Origin of the sequence: Acidovorax sp. 62 (genome assembly GCF_002754495.1) — a bacterium.
GTDB lineage: Bacteria > Pseudomonadota > Gammaproteobacteria > Burkholderiales > Burkholderiaceae_C > Acidovorax.
Window position 1 is genome coordinate 4,959,590 of sequence record NZ_PEFJ01000001.1, and the last position, 13,201, is coordinate 4,972,790.

Consider the following 13,201-nt stretch of genomic DNA (forward strand, 5'->3'; position numbering starts at 1 on the left):
CCCTGCCTGGGCCTGGTGCCAGCGCAGGGTCCCTTTTTTGAATTGATCCGTATCCCTGAAGGAGACCCCCATGAGCCAAGCCCTTGTGATCCGCGGTGGCACCGTGGTCAACGCCGACCGTGAACAGCGCGCCGATGTGTTGTGTGTCGATGGCCGCATCGTGGCTGTGGGGGACGACGCTGCGGCCCAGGCCCCTGCGGGGGCGCAGACGCTGGACGCCAGCGGCCAGTACGTGCTGCCCGGCGGCATCGACCCGCACACGCACATGCAGCTCCCGTTCATGGGCACCGTCACCATGGACGACTTCTTCACCGGCACGGCAGCCGCATTGGCTGGCGGCACCACGAGCATCATCGACTTCGTGATCCCCGACCCGCAGGAGCCCATCTTGGACGCCTACCGCAAGTGGCGGGGCTGGGCCGAGAAGTCGGCGGCGGACTATTCCTTCCACGTCGCCATCACCTGGTGGAGCGAGCAGGTGCGCGCCGACATGGGCACGCTGGTGCAGCAGGAGGGGGTGAACAGCTTCAAGCACTTCATGGCCTACAAGAACGCCATCATGTGCGACGACGAAACCCTGGTGAACAGCTTCAAGCGCGCGCTGGAGCTGGGCGCCATGCCCACGGTGCACGCCGAAAATGGGGAACTGGTGTACCTGCTGCAGCAAGAGGTCGCCAAGATGGGCATCACCGGCCCCGAGGGGCACCCACTGTCGCGCCCACCGATGGTGGAGGCCGAGGCCGCCAACCGCGCCATCGCCATTGCCGATGTGCTGGGCGTACCGATCTACGTGGTCCACGTGAGCTGCATGGAATCGGCCGATGCGATTGCCCGCGCCCGGGCGCGCGGCCAGCGTGTGTACGGCGAGGTGCTGGCGGGCCACCTTCTGGTGGACGACAGCGTGTACCGCGACCCCGACTTTGCCAAGGCCGCCGCCTATGTGATGAGCCCGCCCTTCCGCCCCAAGGGCCACCAGGAGGCGCTGTGGCGCGGCCTGCAGTCGGGCCAGCTGCACACCACGGCGACGGACCACTGCACCTTCTGCGCCGCGCAAAAGGCCATGGGCAAGGAGAACTTCGCAAAAATTCCCAACGGCACGGGCGGCGTGGAAGAGCGCATGGCCGCGCTGTGGGATGGTGGCGTGAACACCGGCCGCCTCACGCCCAGCGAGTTCGTGGCCATCACCTCGGCCAACGCGGCCAAGCTGTTCAACATCTACCCGCGCAAAGGCTTCATCGGCGAAGGCGCCGACGCCGATCTGGTGCTGTGGGACCCCGAGGGCACCAAGACCTTCTCGGCGAAGACGCAGTTCAGCAAGGGCGACTTCAACATCTTCGAAGGCCGCACCGTGCGCGGCATCCCCAGCCACACCGTCAGCCAAGGGCGCGTGGTGTTTGCCAACGGCGACCTGCGGGCCGAGCAGGGCAAGGGCCGCTACCTCAAGCGCCCCGCATTTGGCGCCAACTTCCAGGCCGTGCAAAAACGGGCGCAGGACCTGGCACCCACGGCGGTGGTGCGCGGCTGACGGCGCGAACCGCAGGCGAACGGAGATGGGGATTTCCACAGTTTCGCAACTCCCCCAGACCGTGCTGCCTTAGCTTGTCGAAGGCGGCCTTCGTGCCCCGGCTTCGACGGGCTCAGCCCGAACGGTGGTGGAAGCATTCAACATCCCAGACATCCCCCGGAGAACACCATGGACACCCAAGTCAAACCCAACATCGAAAACCTGCGCATCAACGGCGACCGCCTGTGGGCATCGCTGATGGAGCTGGCGCAGATTGGCGGCACCCCCAAGGGCGGTGTGTGCCGCCTCACCCTCACAGACCTGGACAAGCAAGGCCGTGACTTGGTGCTGGGCTGGGCCCGCGAAGCGGGCATGAGCGTCACTATCGACAAGATCGGCAACGCCTTCATGCGCCGCCCCGGGCGCAACAACAGCCTGCCGCCTATCATGACCGGCAGCCACATCGATACCCAGCCCACCGGCGGCAAGTTCGACGGCAACTATGGCGTGCTGGCGGGCATCGAGGTGGTGCGCACCCTGAACGACCATGGCATCGAAACCGAAGCGCCGATCGAGGTGGCGTTCTGGACCAACGAAGAAGGCAGCCGCTTTGTGCCCGTGATGATGGGCTCGGGCGTGTTCGCCAAGGCCTTCACGCTGGAGCATGCCTACGCCGCGACCGACACCGAGGGTAAAACGGTGAAGGGCGAGCTGGAACGCATCGGCTACATCGGCGAGCAGGAGCCGGGCGACCACCCCATCGGCGCCTACTTTGAAACCCACATCGAACAAGGGCCCGTGCTGGAAGACCACGACAAGACCATCGGCGTGGTCGAAGGCGTGCTCGGCATCCGCTGGTTTGACTGCACGGTGACGGGCATGGAGGCCCACGCGGGCCCCACACCCATGGCGCTGCGCAAGGATGCGATGCTGGCCGCCACGCGCATCATGCAAGACGTGGTGGCCGCCGCCCACCGCCACCCGCCGCACGGGCGTGGCACCGTGGGCATGGTGCAGGTGTTTCCCAACAGCCGCAACGTGATTCCGGGCCGGGTCAAGTTCAGCATTGACCTGCGCAACAGCACCGATGCGCTGGTCGATGCCATGGTGGCCGAGGTCAAGGCCTTTGCCGACCAGGTGGCCAAAGAGCATGGCGTGCAGGTGCAGATCGACCTCGTCTCCAGCTACCCGGCCCAGCAGTTCCACGCCGAATGCGTGCAGGCCGTGGGCCGCGCCGCCGCCAAGCTGGGCTACAGCCACATGCCTGCGGTGTCCGGCGCGGGGCACGACGCGGTGTACATGGCCAAGCTGGCTCCGGCGGGGATGATCTTCATCCCCTGCAAAGACGGCATCAGCCACAACGAGATCGAAGATGCCCAGCCCGCACACATCACGGCCGGGTGCAACGTGCTGCTGCACGCCATGCTGGAGCGTGCTTTGGTCTGATTTGCTATTAAAAACATAGCTGCTAGCGCTTTTAAATAAAGCGCTAGAGCCTGCTTTTATTGAAATTTCTGCACAAACCGACAAGGCCTATGGGGTGGGAGAAGAGAGTGCGCGTTTGCGCTGCGCCTCCCGGTGGCGCTGGGCCTGCGTAAGCAGTCCCCCGCTGCCTTAGGTCAAAAAGTGCGTGGAAAAATGCGCGGGTTATGAGAGCATGTAAGAGCCTGTAACGGATTTTGGAACAGGTTCTCTGAGCAGGCCTTTGGCCTCAGGTGTTCTCTTTGCCCTTTTTGCGTACCGACTGCGCTGCCTTCCCATGTTTGTTCCCGCTCCTTTGCCCACTTGGTGGGATGCCCTTGTCTGTGTCCGGCCCTTGGGCTGGCGGGCGTGAGGCTGGGCACCGTGGTTTCCCCCATCTCTTCTGGCGATTCTCCTGCGGCTTTGGCCATCCCCCTGAGCGAGCCAGACCCCTCGGCGCTGGCTGAACGGGCCCAGCGCTACGCCGCGCTGGAGTGGCTGTCGCGCCCCGTGTGGGTGTTCGACATCGACCACAAGCGGGTGCATTGGGCCAACACGGCGGCGCTGTCGGTTTGGCAGGCCGAATCGCTGCAGGCGCTGTGCGCGCGGGACATGGGGCGCGACATGTCGGGCTCTGTCGCCCAGCGGCTGGCCCAGTACCAGAGCGACTTTGCCGCCTCGGATGCGCGCTTTAACGAGCAGTGGACGGTGTACCCGGACGGGGTGCCCGTGTCACTCAATGTGCGCTTCAGCGGCCACCGGCTGCCCGATGGGCGCATGTGCATGCTGTGCGAGGCCGAGCCCGTGGGCAGCGTGGCGCCCGAATCCCTGCGTTCGGTCGAGGCACTGCTGCACACCGCGGTGATGATCACGCTGTACGGGCAAGACGGCCATGCGCTGTACCGCAACCCGGCGGCGCGCGCCGCCGTGTTCCAGCCCGACGAACGCCTGGAAGACCGCGTGGGCGACCCGGCTGCCTATGCCGCGCTGGCCGCCAGCCTGACCAGCCAAGGCGTGGGCACCTTGACCTTGTCGGTGCCCACGCCCACAGGGCAGCGCTGGCACGAGCTATCGGCCCGCCAGTGCCGCGACGCGGTGACGGGGCAACACGCCGTTCTGGTGAGCGAGGCGGACATCAGCGCCATCAAGCGCACCGAAGAGCGGGCCAACTTCCAGGCCCTGCACGACGCCCTCACCGGGCTGCCCAACCGCACGCACTTCATGCAGCGCTTTGCCTGGGCCGTGTCCGAGGCCCAGGCGCAGGGGCAAGAGGTGGCGCTGCTCTTTATCGACCTGGACCACTTCAAGGACGTGAATGACACCCTGGGGCACGCGGCGGGCGACCAGTTGCTGGTGACCATGGCCCAGCGCCTGCGCCACGCCAAGCGCAGCTCCGACATGGTGGCGCGCTGGGGGGGCGATGAGTTTTTGGTGCTGGTGATGTCAGCCGACATCCGCAAAGACCTGGCGGCGCTGCACGATCGCATCTCGGCCGCTGTGGCCACCCCGGTGCGCATTGGCGATGTGGACGCCCGCGTGACCCCCAGCGTGGGCGTGGCGCTGTACCCGCGCGATGGCGACACCATCGAGATCCTGCTGCGCAACGCCGACCTGGCCATGTACGCCGCCAAGGACCAGGGGCGCGACACCATGGCGTTCTATGACGAGCACATGGCGCAAACCGTGCGCAGCCGCACCGAGCTGGAGGCCGAACTGCGCCACGCCCTGGCGCGCCAGGAGTTCGAGGTGTACTACCAGCCGCGCGTGGCGGCGGGCAGCAACGCCATCATGGGGGTGGAGGCGCTGGTCCGCTGGAACCACCCGCGCCTGGGGCTGGTGTCGCCCGATCAGTTCATCCCTCTGTGTGAAACCACCGGGCTCATCCGACAACTGGGGCTGTGGGTGTTTGCCCGCGCTGCGCAGCAGCAGGTGGCGTGGGCGGCGCAGGGGTTTGACATGGTGGTGTCGGTCAACCTGTCGGCCCGCCAGTTCATGCACCCCGAGCTGCTGGCCGACCTGACCCGGGCGCTGCAGCAAGCGGGAGCAGACCCCGCGCGCCTGGAGGTGGAGATCACCGAATCCATGCTGCTGGGGCACGACCCCCGGCAGCTGGCGGTGTTGCAGTCCATTGCCGCGCTGGGGCTGTCGATTGCGCTCGATGACTTTGGCACGGGCTACTCCAACCTTGCCTACCTGCAGCGCTTTCCCATCCACACCCTCAAGATCGACAAGACCTTCATCCAGGGCTCGGACGCCAACCGTTCGCTGGCCGAGCTGATCGTGTCGCTGTGCCAGTTGATGAAGCTCACGGCCGTGGCCGAAGGGGTGGAGACGCAGGAGCAGCTGGACTGGGTGGTGGCGCAGGGCATCGCGCAGTACCAGGGCTACCTGTATGCCCGGCCTTTGCCGGTAGTGCAGTTCACCGCATTGCTGAAAAACCGCGCCCTTGGGGACGCGTAGGCGCTCACCCACTTCGGTTGTTAGGCGCTGTATTTACGCCACAAAGCCAAGGCTCAAATGCATTGGGTTACCACGTTGCTGTGACATCTCGGTGTATCGTCTGGTTACTTTTTCACCTCTTTTGAGATCACGCAAGCATGAAGCTGAAAACCCGAATCCTGTGGCTGTGCGCTGCCACCCTGCTGGGCCTGGTGGTGCTGTCGGCCGTGGCGCTCACCACGCTGTACCAGTCGATGATGAAAGAGCGCACCGCGCAGCTGTCCAACCTGGTAGTGCTGGCCCACGCAGCCGCGCAAAAGGCGCACGACAAGGAAAAGAGCGGTGCCCTCTCGCGCGAGGATGCGATCAAAGAAGCCTCCCGCACCATCGGCAGCTTTGTGGACAAGGACAAATACTTCTTTGTGCGCGGCTTTAGCAACGATGTGAACTACGTGCACCCCAACCCCAAGCGCATCGGCATCGTCGATGAAAAGGGCGGCAAGGAAGCCGGTGTGCGTTACCGCGCGGCACTGCAAGGCGTCACCATCGGCACGGTCACCGCGCCGGGCACCCGCCCCGGTGCGAAGGAACCGGTGGACAAGCTCTACGCCATCATCAAGTTCGAGCCCTGGGACTGGATCATCGGCTTTGGCGACTATGTGGACGACATTGAAAACGCCTTCTGGCGCAACACCGCCATCCTGCTGTCGATTGGCGCGGTGCTGATGCTGGTGATCGCCCTGATGGCCTGGCAAATGCTGCGCACCCTGGTGCACCAACTGGGTGGCGAGCCGCAATATGCCGCCGATGTGGTCACTCAGATCGCCGAAGGCAACCTGGCGGTGGATGTGAAGACCCTGCCGGGCGACACCACCAGCATCCTGCATGCCATTCGCGCCATGCGCGACAACCTGGCCCACCTGGTGCGCCAGGTGCGCGACAGCACCGACTCCATCACCACGGCCTCGTCCGAAATTGCAGCGGGCAACGGCGACCTGTCGGCCCGCACCGAGTCGCAGGCCAGTGCGCTGCAAGAGACGGCCGCCTCCATGGAGCAGCTCACCTCCACCGTGCAGCAAAACGCCGCCAATGCGCGCCGTGCCGACGAGCTGGCGCGTGCCGCCTCTGACATGGCGGTGCGAGGGGGCGAGGTGGTGCACGAAGTGGTCGGCACCATGAGTTCCATCAACCAGTCCTCGCGCAAGATCGTGGACATCATCAGCGTGATCGACGGCATTGCGTTCCAGACCAACATCCTGGCGCTGAATGCGGCGGTGGAAGCGGCCCGAGCCGGAGAACAAGGCCGAGGCTTTGCCGTGGTGGCCAGCGAAGTACGCGGGCTGGCCCAGCGCAGCGCCGCAGCGGCCAAGGAGATCAAGGCGTTGATCGACGACTCCGTCGCCAAGGTGGGCGTGGGCGCCGAGCTGGTCGAACGCGCGGGCAGCACCATGAGCGAGGTGGTGACGGGTGTGCAGAGTGTGACGGCGATGGTGGGCCAGATCAGCGCCGCCAGCAGCGAGCAAAGCGCGGGCATTGCCCAGGTCAACCAGGCCATCACGCAGATGGACCAGGGCACGCAGCAAAACGCAGCCTTGGTCGAAGAAGCCCTGGCCGCCGCGCAGTCGCTCAGCCACCAGGCCGTGGCCCTGTCGCAAACGGTGGGCAAGTTCCGCGTGGGGTGAGTGAGCACCCCCTGAGTCGCTTCGCGCCTTCCCCCTCTCTGGCATTGCTGCGCAATGCGGAGGAGGGCGCCCCCAGTGCGGCGGGGCGGCCCTTGCACGGGGGCACCGGTCTGGGGCCGCGTCCGTTTTAGCTGCTAAGCCCGTTTCGTACTGCTGAGCTGTTCGCTGGGTATCAATGAGCCTGTCAGTCCCAAAAAGTGGTCCAGCATGTGGAAGTGGTCTTCAAAGAATTCTTCTTCCAGGCCCGCCAGTTGGTCGAGGCGTGTCCACTGCACCAGCGCCGCATCGTCATCGGCTTGCACCACCGGAAACGGCGCGTCCCCCAGGTCAAAGTAGTGCGCGTGCGTCAGCGTGCGCCCGCGCTGGCTGCGGTCGGGGTGGTCGAACACGGCCACCGATTGCAAGGCGGCCTGCATGGTGGCCTCAGGCAGGTGGCAGTGGGTTTCTTCCACCAGCTCGCGCAGGCACGACTGCCACACGGTTTCGCGCTGCTCGATGAAGCCGCCGGGCACCGCCAGCTGGCCCTTGCCGGGGGCGTGGGCACGGCGGATCAGCAGCACATGGTTTTGGCAACGCAGCACGGCGTCCACGGTGACGAACACGGGTGGGTAAGGCGCCTTGGCCCAGGCTTCGCGGTAGCCGCGCAGCATGCGCCACTCTTGCTGCAGCGCCATGTAGTGCGGGGTCTGGGCCAGGGCCTGCAACTGCGCCCGTGTGCTGGCCGGGATGTCTGCCGCCAGCGGCGCCAGTGCTTCGCCCACGGTGTCTGCGGTGGCGCCAAAGTAGGCGTCGCGGATGGTGGTGGCGTCCATGTGGCCCTGGCGCGGCAGGTCGATGAGGGACCAGCCCGGGAAGGCGCGCAGGTAGCTGCTGGTCGCGTCTTTGAAGTGGCCCACCAGCGCGATGCGTGCACCGGGCTGCGTGCGCTCGGCCACGCCAGCGCGCACGGCCTGCACCCACACGGCTTCGTTGTAGTAGTCGCGCACCGGCAGCACTTGCACGCGGGCGCGGTCGGCTTCGGGCAAGGCTTGCAGCAGCATGGCCTGGCGTTCTTGCCAGGTGAAGGGGTTCTTGGGCGAGCGGGCCTGCCAGGCCGATCCCACCACCACGATGACCTGGGGCGCCTGCCGCAGGGCCTCTTGCAACAGAGCCAGGTGGCCGCTGTGCACGGGTTCAAAGCGGCCGATGAGGAGGGCGGTGTCGTGCATGGGTCTCCAGTGCTTTTGAGAGAAATAGGGCTCTTGCGCTTGATAGATCAGCGCAAGCAGCTATTGTTTTTGTAGTAATTTTACGCGGCGGGGTATGGCGTGCATGGTGGAGGGCTCCGTCAAACATACCTGGCAGCAATCGGCATCTGCCGCCCGCTGCCAAAGGCCCGGGCGCGCACGCGCACGATGGGCGGGGCCTGGCGGCGCTTGTACTCGTTGCGCGCCACCATCTGGCGCACGCGCTGCACCAGGGCGCGGCCCGCATCGCCCAGCTGCAACTGGGCCACGAAGGCTTCTGCCGCTGCATGCTCTGCGGCAGAGAGCCGGTCGCCTTCGATGAACAGCTTGAGCACTTCGTCCAGCACCGGGTAGGGCGGCAGGCTGTCCACATCGCGCTGGCCAGGGGCCAGCTCGGCAGACGGTTCCTTGTCGATGATGGCCTGCGGTATCAGCGCGCGCCCCGCGTGTTCGTTGACGTGGCGCGAGAGGGCAAACACTTCGGTCTTGTACAGGTCGCCAATCAGGCCCAGGCCGCCGTTGGTGTCGCCGTACAGCGTGCAGTAGCCCACCGAGATTTCGCTCTTGTTACCCGTGGTGAGCAGCAGGTGGCCGAAGGCATTGGAATATTCCATCAGCACCGTGCCGCGAATGCGCGCCTGCAAATTCTCCAGCGGCAGGCCCGCCAGCGGCTGGCCAAAGCTGGCCTCAAACTGCTGGGCGTAGCCCGCCACCAGCTCGGCGATCGGGTGCGTGAAGAGTCGCACGCCTAGGTTCTGGCACAGCGCCACGGAATCATCGACCGAGCCGCTGCTGGAGTAGCGCGAGGGCATGGTGATGCCCACCACGTTATCGGCACCCAGCGCCTCTGCGGCCAGCGCCAGCGTGAGCGCGCTGTCGATGCCGCCAGAGCTGCCCACCACCACTTGCTGGAAGCCGCAGCGCCGGGCGTAGTCCTTGAGGCCCAGCACGATCTGCTGGCGGTAGAAGTCCATGGTGGGCAGGCCCTCGGCGGGCACGCTTGCGGGGGTTGCGCCATCGGCGGTGCGGAAGTGGCCGTTGTCAAACTGCAGGGTGCGCACATCCTCCACAAAGCGCGCGGCCTCAAACACCACGCCCGCATCGGGCTCGGCGGCAAATGAAGCGCCGTCGTACACCAGCTGGTCGTGCCCGCCGATCTGGTTCACGTACAGGATGGGCAGGCCGTGGCGGCGTGCCGCGTCACCAAAAATCTGGTGGCGCTGTTCGCGTTTGCCGATGTGGCTGGGGCTGGCGTTGATGCTCACCACCAGGTCGGGCGCGGCGTCGCGCATGCGCTCGAAGGGGTTGGTGGCGTAGTCGGCGCCGTGGTCGTTCCAGCCGTCTTCGCAGATCAGCAGGCCCACCTGCGCGTTGCCCACGCGCAGCACCTTGGCCACGTCCGGGCCGGGCTCGAAGTGGCGGCGTTCGTCAAAGATGTTGTAGGTGGGCAGCAGCTGCTTGGCGTATTGCAGGCGCACGGCGCCGCCCTGCAGCACCAGCAGGCTGTTGTGCAGCTTTTTTCCGGGGCCTTGCGCGGGCGTGGGCGCACCCACCACCCAGTGCAATTGCGGCAGGGTGGCAGAGGCCTGCTGCAGCGCGGCCAGGCCAGCCGCGATGCGTTGCTGAAAGCCGCTTTCCTCCAGCAGGTCGCCGGGGTAGTAGCCGCACAGCGACAGCTCGCTGAACACGACGAGGTCGGCCTGCTCACGGGCCGCTTGCTGCGCGGCGGCCACCATGCGGGCGACGTTGCCTTCGATGTCACCCACGGTGACGTTGAGTTGGGCGAGGGTGATGCGGAGCATGGTGTCAGTCCTTCACATGGAAGACTTGGCGCAGATAGGCCAGGTAGGTTTCATCGTCGCACAGCGTCTTGCCAGGCGTGTCCGACAGCTTGGCCACCGGTTGCCCGTTGGCGCGCACGAGTTTCATCACGATGTTCAGGGGCTTGTGGTCCGCGCCCATGTCGTTGGTGAGGTTTGTGCCAATGCCAAACCCGAGCTGCGTGCGGTCGCCAAAGTGGCGGTACAGCATCAGGGCGCGTTCCAGGTCGAGCCCGTCGGAGAACACCAGCCGCTTGGTGTGGGCGTCGATGCGCAGGCGGGCGTAGTGCGCGAGGGCCTTCTCGCCCCAGGCCACCGGGTCGCCCGAGTCGTGGCGCAGGCCATCAAACAGCTTGGCGAAGTACAGGTCAAAGTCGGCCAAAAAGGCGTCCATGCCCACGGTGTCGGTCAGCGCAATGCCGAGGTCGCCCCGGTATTCCTGCACCCAGTCTTCGAGCGCGGCCTTTTGAAAGTCGCGCAGCCGCACGCCCAGGGCCTGGTAGGTTTGCAGGTATTCGTGCGCCATGGTGCCGATGGGCACCAGGCCCAGGTCGCGCGCCAGCAGCACGTTGCTGGTGCCCTTGAACCACTGTGGTGTTTGTGTGGCAAAGGTCTGCACCACCTCGCGCTGCCAGGCCCCGCTGTAGCGGCGGCGCAGGCCAAAGTCGAACAGCTCGAACGGGTGGCGCAGCGTGGCCTGCTGCGCCAGGGCCTGCAGCTGCTGCACCTTGGCGGCCAGGCGCTTGCGGCCGCTGGCGAGGGCTGCAGTGGCATCGAAACGGCGGAAGTACAGCTCGTTGACTATGGCCAGCACAAAAATCTCAAACCCCATCACATGCACCTGCGGGCCACGCGCCACGATGTGCAGTTGCTCGCCTTCGGCCCAGGCGCTGATGAAGCTGCGCTGGAACTGGAAGATGCGCAGAAAGTCCACAAAGTCGCTTTGGATGTAGCGCAGCCCGGCCACGTAGGCCAGCTCATCGGGCGTGAAGCGCAGCGTGCACAGGTGGTCCAGCGCGGCGTTCACCTCGGGCAGCAGTTCGGCCAGCGGGTAGGCGGGCGTGTTGCGGCACACAAAGCGGTACTCGCTTTGCGTTTGCGGGTGGCGGTGCAGCAGCGCCTGCCACATGGTGAACTTGTAGAGGTCGGTGTCGAGCAGGCTGGTGATGACGGGTTGCATGGTAGTGCTCACTTATTAATAGCTGCTTGCGCTTTATGGATAGGTGCTAGAGGCTGATTTCATTCATATTTGCAAGCTGTGCCCCCGCAGCGCGCATGCCCTCCAGAAACGCCTGGTGCTGCGCCTCAAACCCGCCCACGGGGCTCATGCCATCGGTCAGCAGCACGATGCGGCTGGCCTGCCAACCCGGCAACAGGCGCGGCAGGTGCTGCACGATGTGTTCGGTGGTCGATCGCACACAGTGGCTGCTGGCCTCGCCCGCAATCAGCAGCACATCGGCCTGGCCCAGCTGGCGTAGCAGGGCGGTGTTGAGGGCGGTGCTTTCGTCGTCCGCATCGGGCACCTCGGCCTCGATGGCGCTGTAGTGCTCGGTCCAGGGGTTGGTGCCCTTGAACACGTTGCGCACGGCGCGCTGGCGCTGCAGTTGCCAGGCCCCGCAGGCGGCCAGCACGTCGGCATGCACGCCGTGGCCCCAGCTGCCCACCTCGCAGTGCACGGGCCACACCATCAGGGTGTAGCGGCCTTGGGCTTCCAGCGCGTCCAGGTACTGCAGGGTGCGGGGCAGGGCGGCGGAGTCGCGCGGTGTGAAGTCGCCCGCCCGCACCTGGGTAGCGGTGATGGGTGTGAAGGGCGTGACATCGGCCCCCGCACCGGTCTGCCAGAAGCCGGGGTGGGCGATGTCAAAGCGCTGGTGCGAGTCGAGTGTGACGGTGATGTCGTCAAAGTGGCCGCCTTGCTGGCGGATGAACTGGGCCAGGCGCTGCATATCTGCATGGGCGCCCGGCACGGGCAGGGCGGGGGCGGTGCGCTGGCCGGTGAGCGCATCCACGGGCTGCCATGCGGCAGGCAGGTCGCAAAAGTCGTTTTGCGGGTCGATTACCAGCAGCTGGATGTTGCGGGCCATGGTCTTCTCCTTGGTGTGTGGGTGCAGTGTAATCTTGTTAGTACAAAAAATAAACTAAGTAAGTTGAAAAGACTTGTTTCATGGAAAGTGTGAGGAATTCGCTCTCGAAGGATCCGTGCCTGAGGCAGGTCTTGGTTTGTTCATGTTTGTGACAAACTCGGCGCATGACCGAACCCACCATGCCCGCTGTGATCTGTACCGTCGATGTGGTGCTGCTGACACTGCAGCAAGGCGCGTTGCAAGTGGCCCTGTTGCGCCGCGAGCGCGCGCCGTTTGCCGGGGCCCTGGCGCTGCCGGGGGGCTACATCCATGCGCAAGAGGATGCCGATGCCCAGGCCAGCGCGGCCCGGGTGCTGCGCGACAAGGCGGGGCTGCAGAGCCCTTACCTGGAGCAACTGGCCACCTTCTCTGGCCCGGTGCGCGACCCTCGGGGCTGGTCGCTGGCCGTGGCGTATTGCGCCCTGGTGCCGCCCGAGGTTCTGGCGGGCACGCCATTCACGCTGGTGCCGGTGGCCGGGTTGCCCGCGCTGCCGTTTGACCACCGTGCCATGGTCGATGCTGCCGTGGCCCGCGTGCGCAGCAAAAGCCAGTATTCGTCCATGCCCGTGCACCTGTGCGCCGAGCCGTTCACGCTGCCGCAGTTGCAGGCCGTGTACGAGGCGGTGCTGGGCGAGCCCGTCAACAAGGTGAGCTTTCGCCGCAAGATGGACGAGCTGGCCATGCTGGAGCCCGTGCCGGGGGCGCTGCAGACCGGGGCGGCGCACCGGCCTGCGCAGCTGTACTGCATCAAGCCGGGGTTTCGGGGCAGCTTGTCAACCAGCAGCCGTGGTTTGTAGGCCATTGCGGCGGTTTGGCAGAAATTTGTTGGACGGGTGGTGCCGAATCTGGCACAACCGCAGCCACGGTGGCCTGTCACACAGGGCGGGTAAGGTCACTGCACCCAACGCGCGGGGCTGCTGCTGAGCGGCGCGCACTATTTTTCTCA

9 protein-coding genes are annotated in these 13,201 nt (G+C 65.8%); 5 read left to right on the top strand and 4 right to left on the bottom strand.

What is annotated here, in order from left to right:
* Positions 1–70: 70 nt before the first annotated feature.
* The 4 genes from hydA to CLU86_RS22250 all read left to right on the top strand — a co-directional run bounded on the left by hydA (position 71) and on the right by CLU86_RS22250 (position 7,086).
* Positions 71–1,525 (top strand): dihydropyrimidinase, encoded by a 1,455-nt coding sequence (gene hydA / locus CLU86_RS22235; protein ID WP_099743150.1) that lies wholly within the window; start codon positions 71–73, stop codon positions 1,523–1,525.
* A gap of 168 nt (positions 1,526–1,693) precedes the next feature.
* Entirely contained in the window at positions 1,694–2,950 is a 1,257-nt protein-coding gene (locus CLU86_RS22240) for a Zn-dependent hydrolase (protein WP_099743151.1), read from the top strand.
* Positions 2,951–3,349: 399 nt separating this feature from the next.
* On the top strand, positions 3,350–5,425 hold the full coding sequence (locus CLU86_RS22245) for a bifunctional diguanylate cyclase/phosphodiesterase (protein WP_233195174.1): 2,076 nt from the start codon (positions 3,350–3,352) through the stop codon (positions 5,423–5,425).
* A 137-nt stretch (positions 5,426–5,562) separates the two neighbouring features.
* On the top strand, positions 5,563–7,086 hold the full coding sequence (locus CLU86_RS22250) for a methyl-accepting chemotaxis protein (protein ID WP_099743152.1): 1,524 nt from the start codon (positions 5,563–5,565) through the stop codon (positions 7,084–7,086).
* Positions 7,087–7,220: 134 nt separating this feature from the next.
* On the opposite strand, the gene CLU86_RS22255 is transcribed toward CLU86_RS22250, so the two are convergent.
* The 4 genes from CLU86_RS22255 to CLU86_RS22270 form a co-directional block, all read right to left on the bottom strand.
* Positions 7,221–8,294, bottom strand: coding sequence for a bifunctional nicotinamide-nucleotide adenylyltransferase/Nudix hydroxylase (locus CLU86_RS22255; protein ID WP_099743153.1), 1,074 nt, complete (start codon positions 8,292–8,294; stop codon positions 7,221–7,223).
* 119 nt (positions 8,295–8,413) lie between these two features.
* Positions 8,414–10,114 (bottom strand): NAD+ synthase, encoded by a 1,701-nt coding sequence (locus tag CLU86_RS22260; RefSeq protein WP_099743154.1) that lies wholly within the window; start codon positions 10,112–10,114, stop codon positions 8,414–8,416.
* Positions 10,115–10,118: 4 nt separating this feature from the next.
* Complete coding sequence (pncB, locus tag CLU86_RS22265) at positions 10,119–11,312, bottom strand: nicotinate phosphoribosyltransferase (protein WP_099743155.1); 1,194 nt, start codon at positions 11,310–11,312, stop codon at positions 10,119–10,121.
* Positions 11,313–11,358: 46 nt separating this feature from the next.
* Positions 11,359–12,216, bottom strand: a complete 858-nt coding sequence (locus CLU86_RS22270; protein WP_099743156.1) for a cysteine hydrolase — start codon at positions 12,214–12,216, stop codon at positions 11,359–11,361.
* A gap of 164 nt (positions 12,217–12,380) precedes the next feature.
* Here CLU86_RS22270 and CLU86_RS22275 point away from each other — a divergent pair, with 164 nt between their 5' ends.
* On the top strand, positions 12,381–13,052 hold the full coding sequence (locus tag CLU86_RS22275) for an NUDIX hydrolase (protein WP_099657999.1): 672 nt from the start codon (positions 12,381–12,383) through the stop codon (positions 13,050–13,052).
* Positions 13,053–13,201: the final 149 nt, after the last annotated feature.

What these genes read in the sequence shown, in the direction of transcription:
- hydA (WP_099743150.1), top strand. Translation starts at nt 71, where the DNA reads ATGAGCCAAGCCCTTGTGATCCGCGGTGGCACCGTGGTCAACGCCGAC.
- CLU86_RS22240 (WP_099743151.1), top strand. Translation starts at nt 1,694, where the DNA reads ATGGACACCCAAGTCAAACCCAACATCGAAAACCTGCGCATCAACGGC.
- CLU86_RS22250 (WP_099743152.1), top strand. Translation starts at nt 5,563, where the DNA reads ATGAAGCTGAAAACCCGAATCCTGTGGCTGTGCGCTGCCACCCTGCTG.
- CLU86_RS22255 (WP_099743153.1), bottom strand. Translation starts at nt 8,294, where the DNA reads ATGCACGACACCGCCCTCCTCATCGGCCGCTTTGAACCCGTGCACAGC.
- CLU86_RS22260 (WP_099743154.1), bottom strand. Translation starts at nt 10,114, where the DNA reads ATGCTCCGCATCACCCTCGCCCAACTCAACGTCACCGTGGGTGACATC.
- pncB (WP_099743155.1), bottom strand. Translation starts at nt 11,312, where the DNA reads ATGCAACCCGTCATCACCAGCCTGCTCGACACCGACCTCTACAAGTTC.
- CLU86_RS22270 (WP_099743156.1), bottom strand. Translation starts at nt 12,216, where the DNA reads ATGGCCCGCAACATCCAGCTGCTGGTAATCGACCCGCAAAACGACTTT.
- CLU86_RS22275 (WP_099657999.1), top strand. Translation starts at nt 12,381, where the DNA reads ATGACCGAACCCACCATGCCCGCTGTGATCTGTACCGTCGATGTGGTG.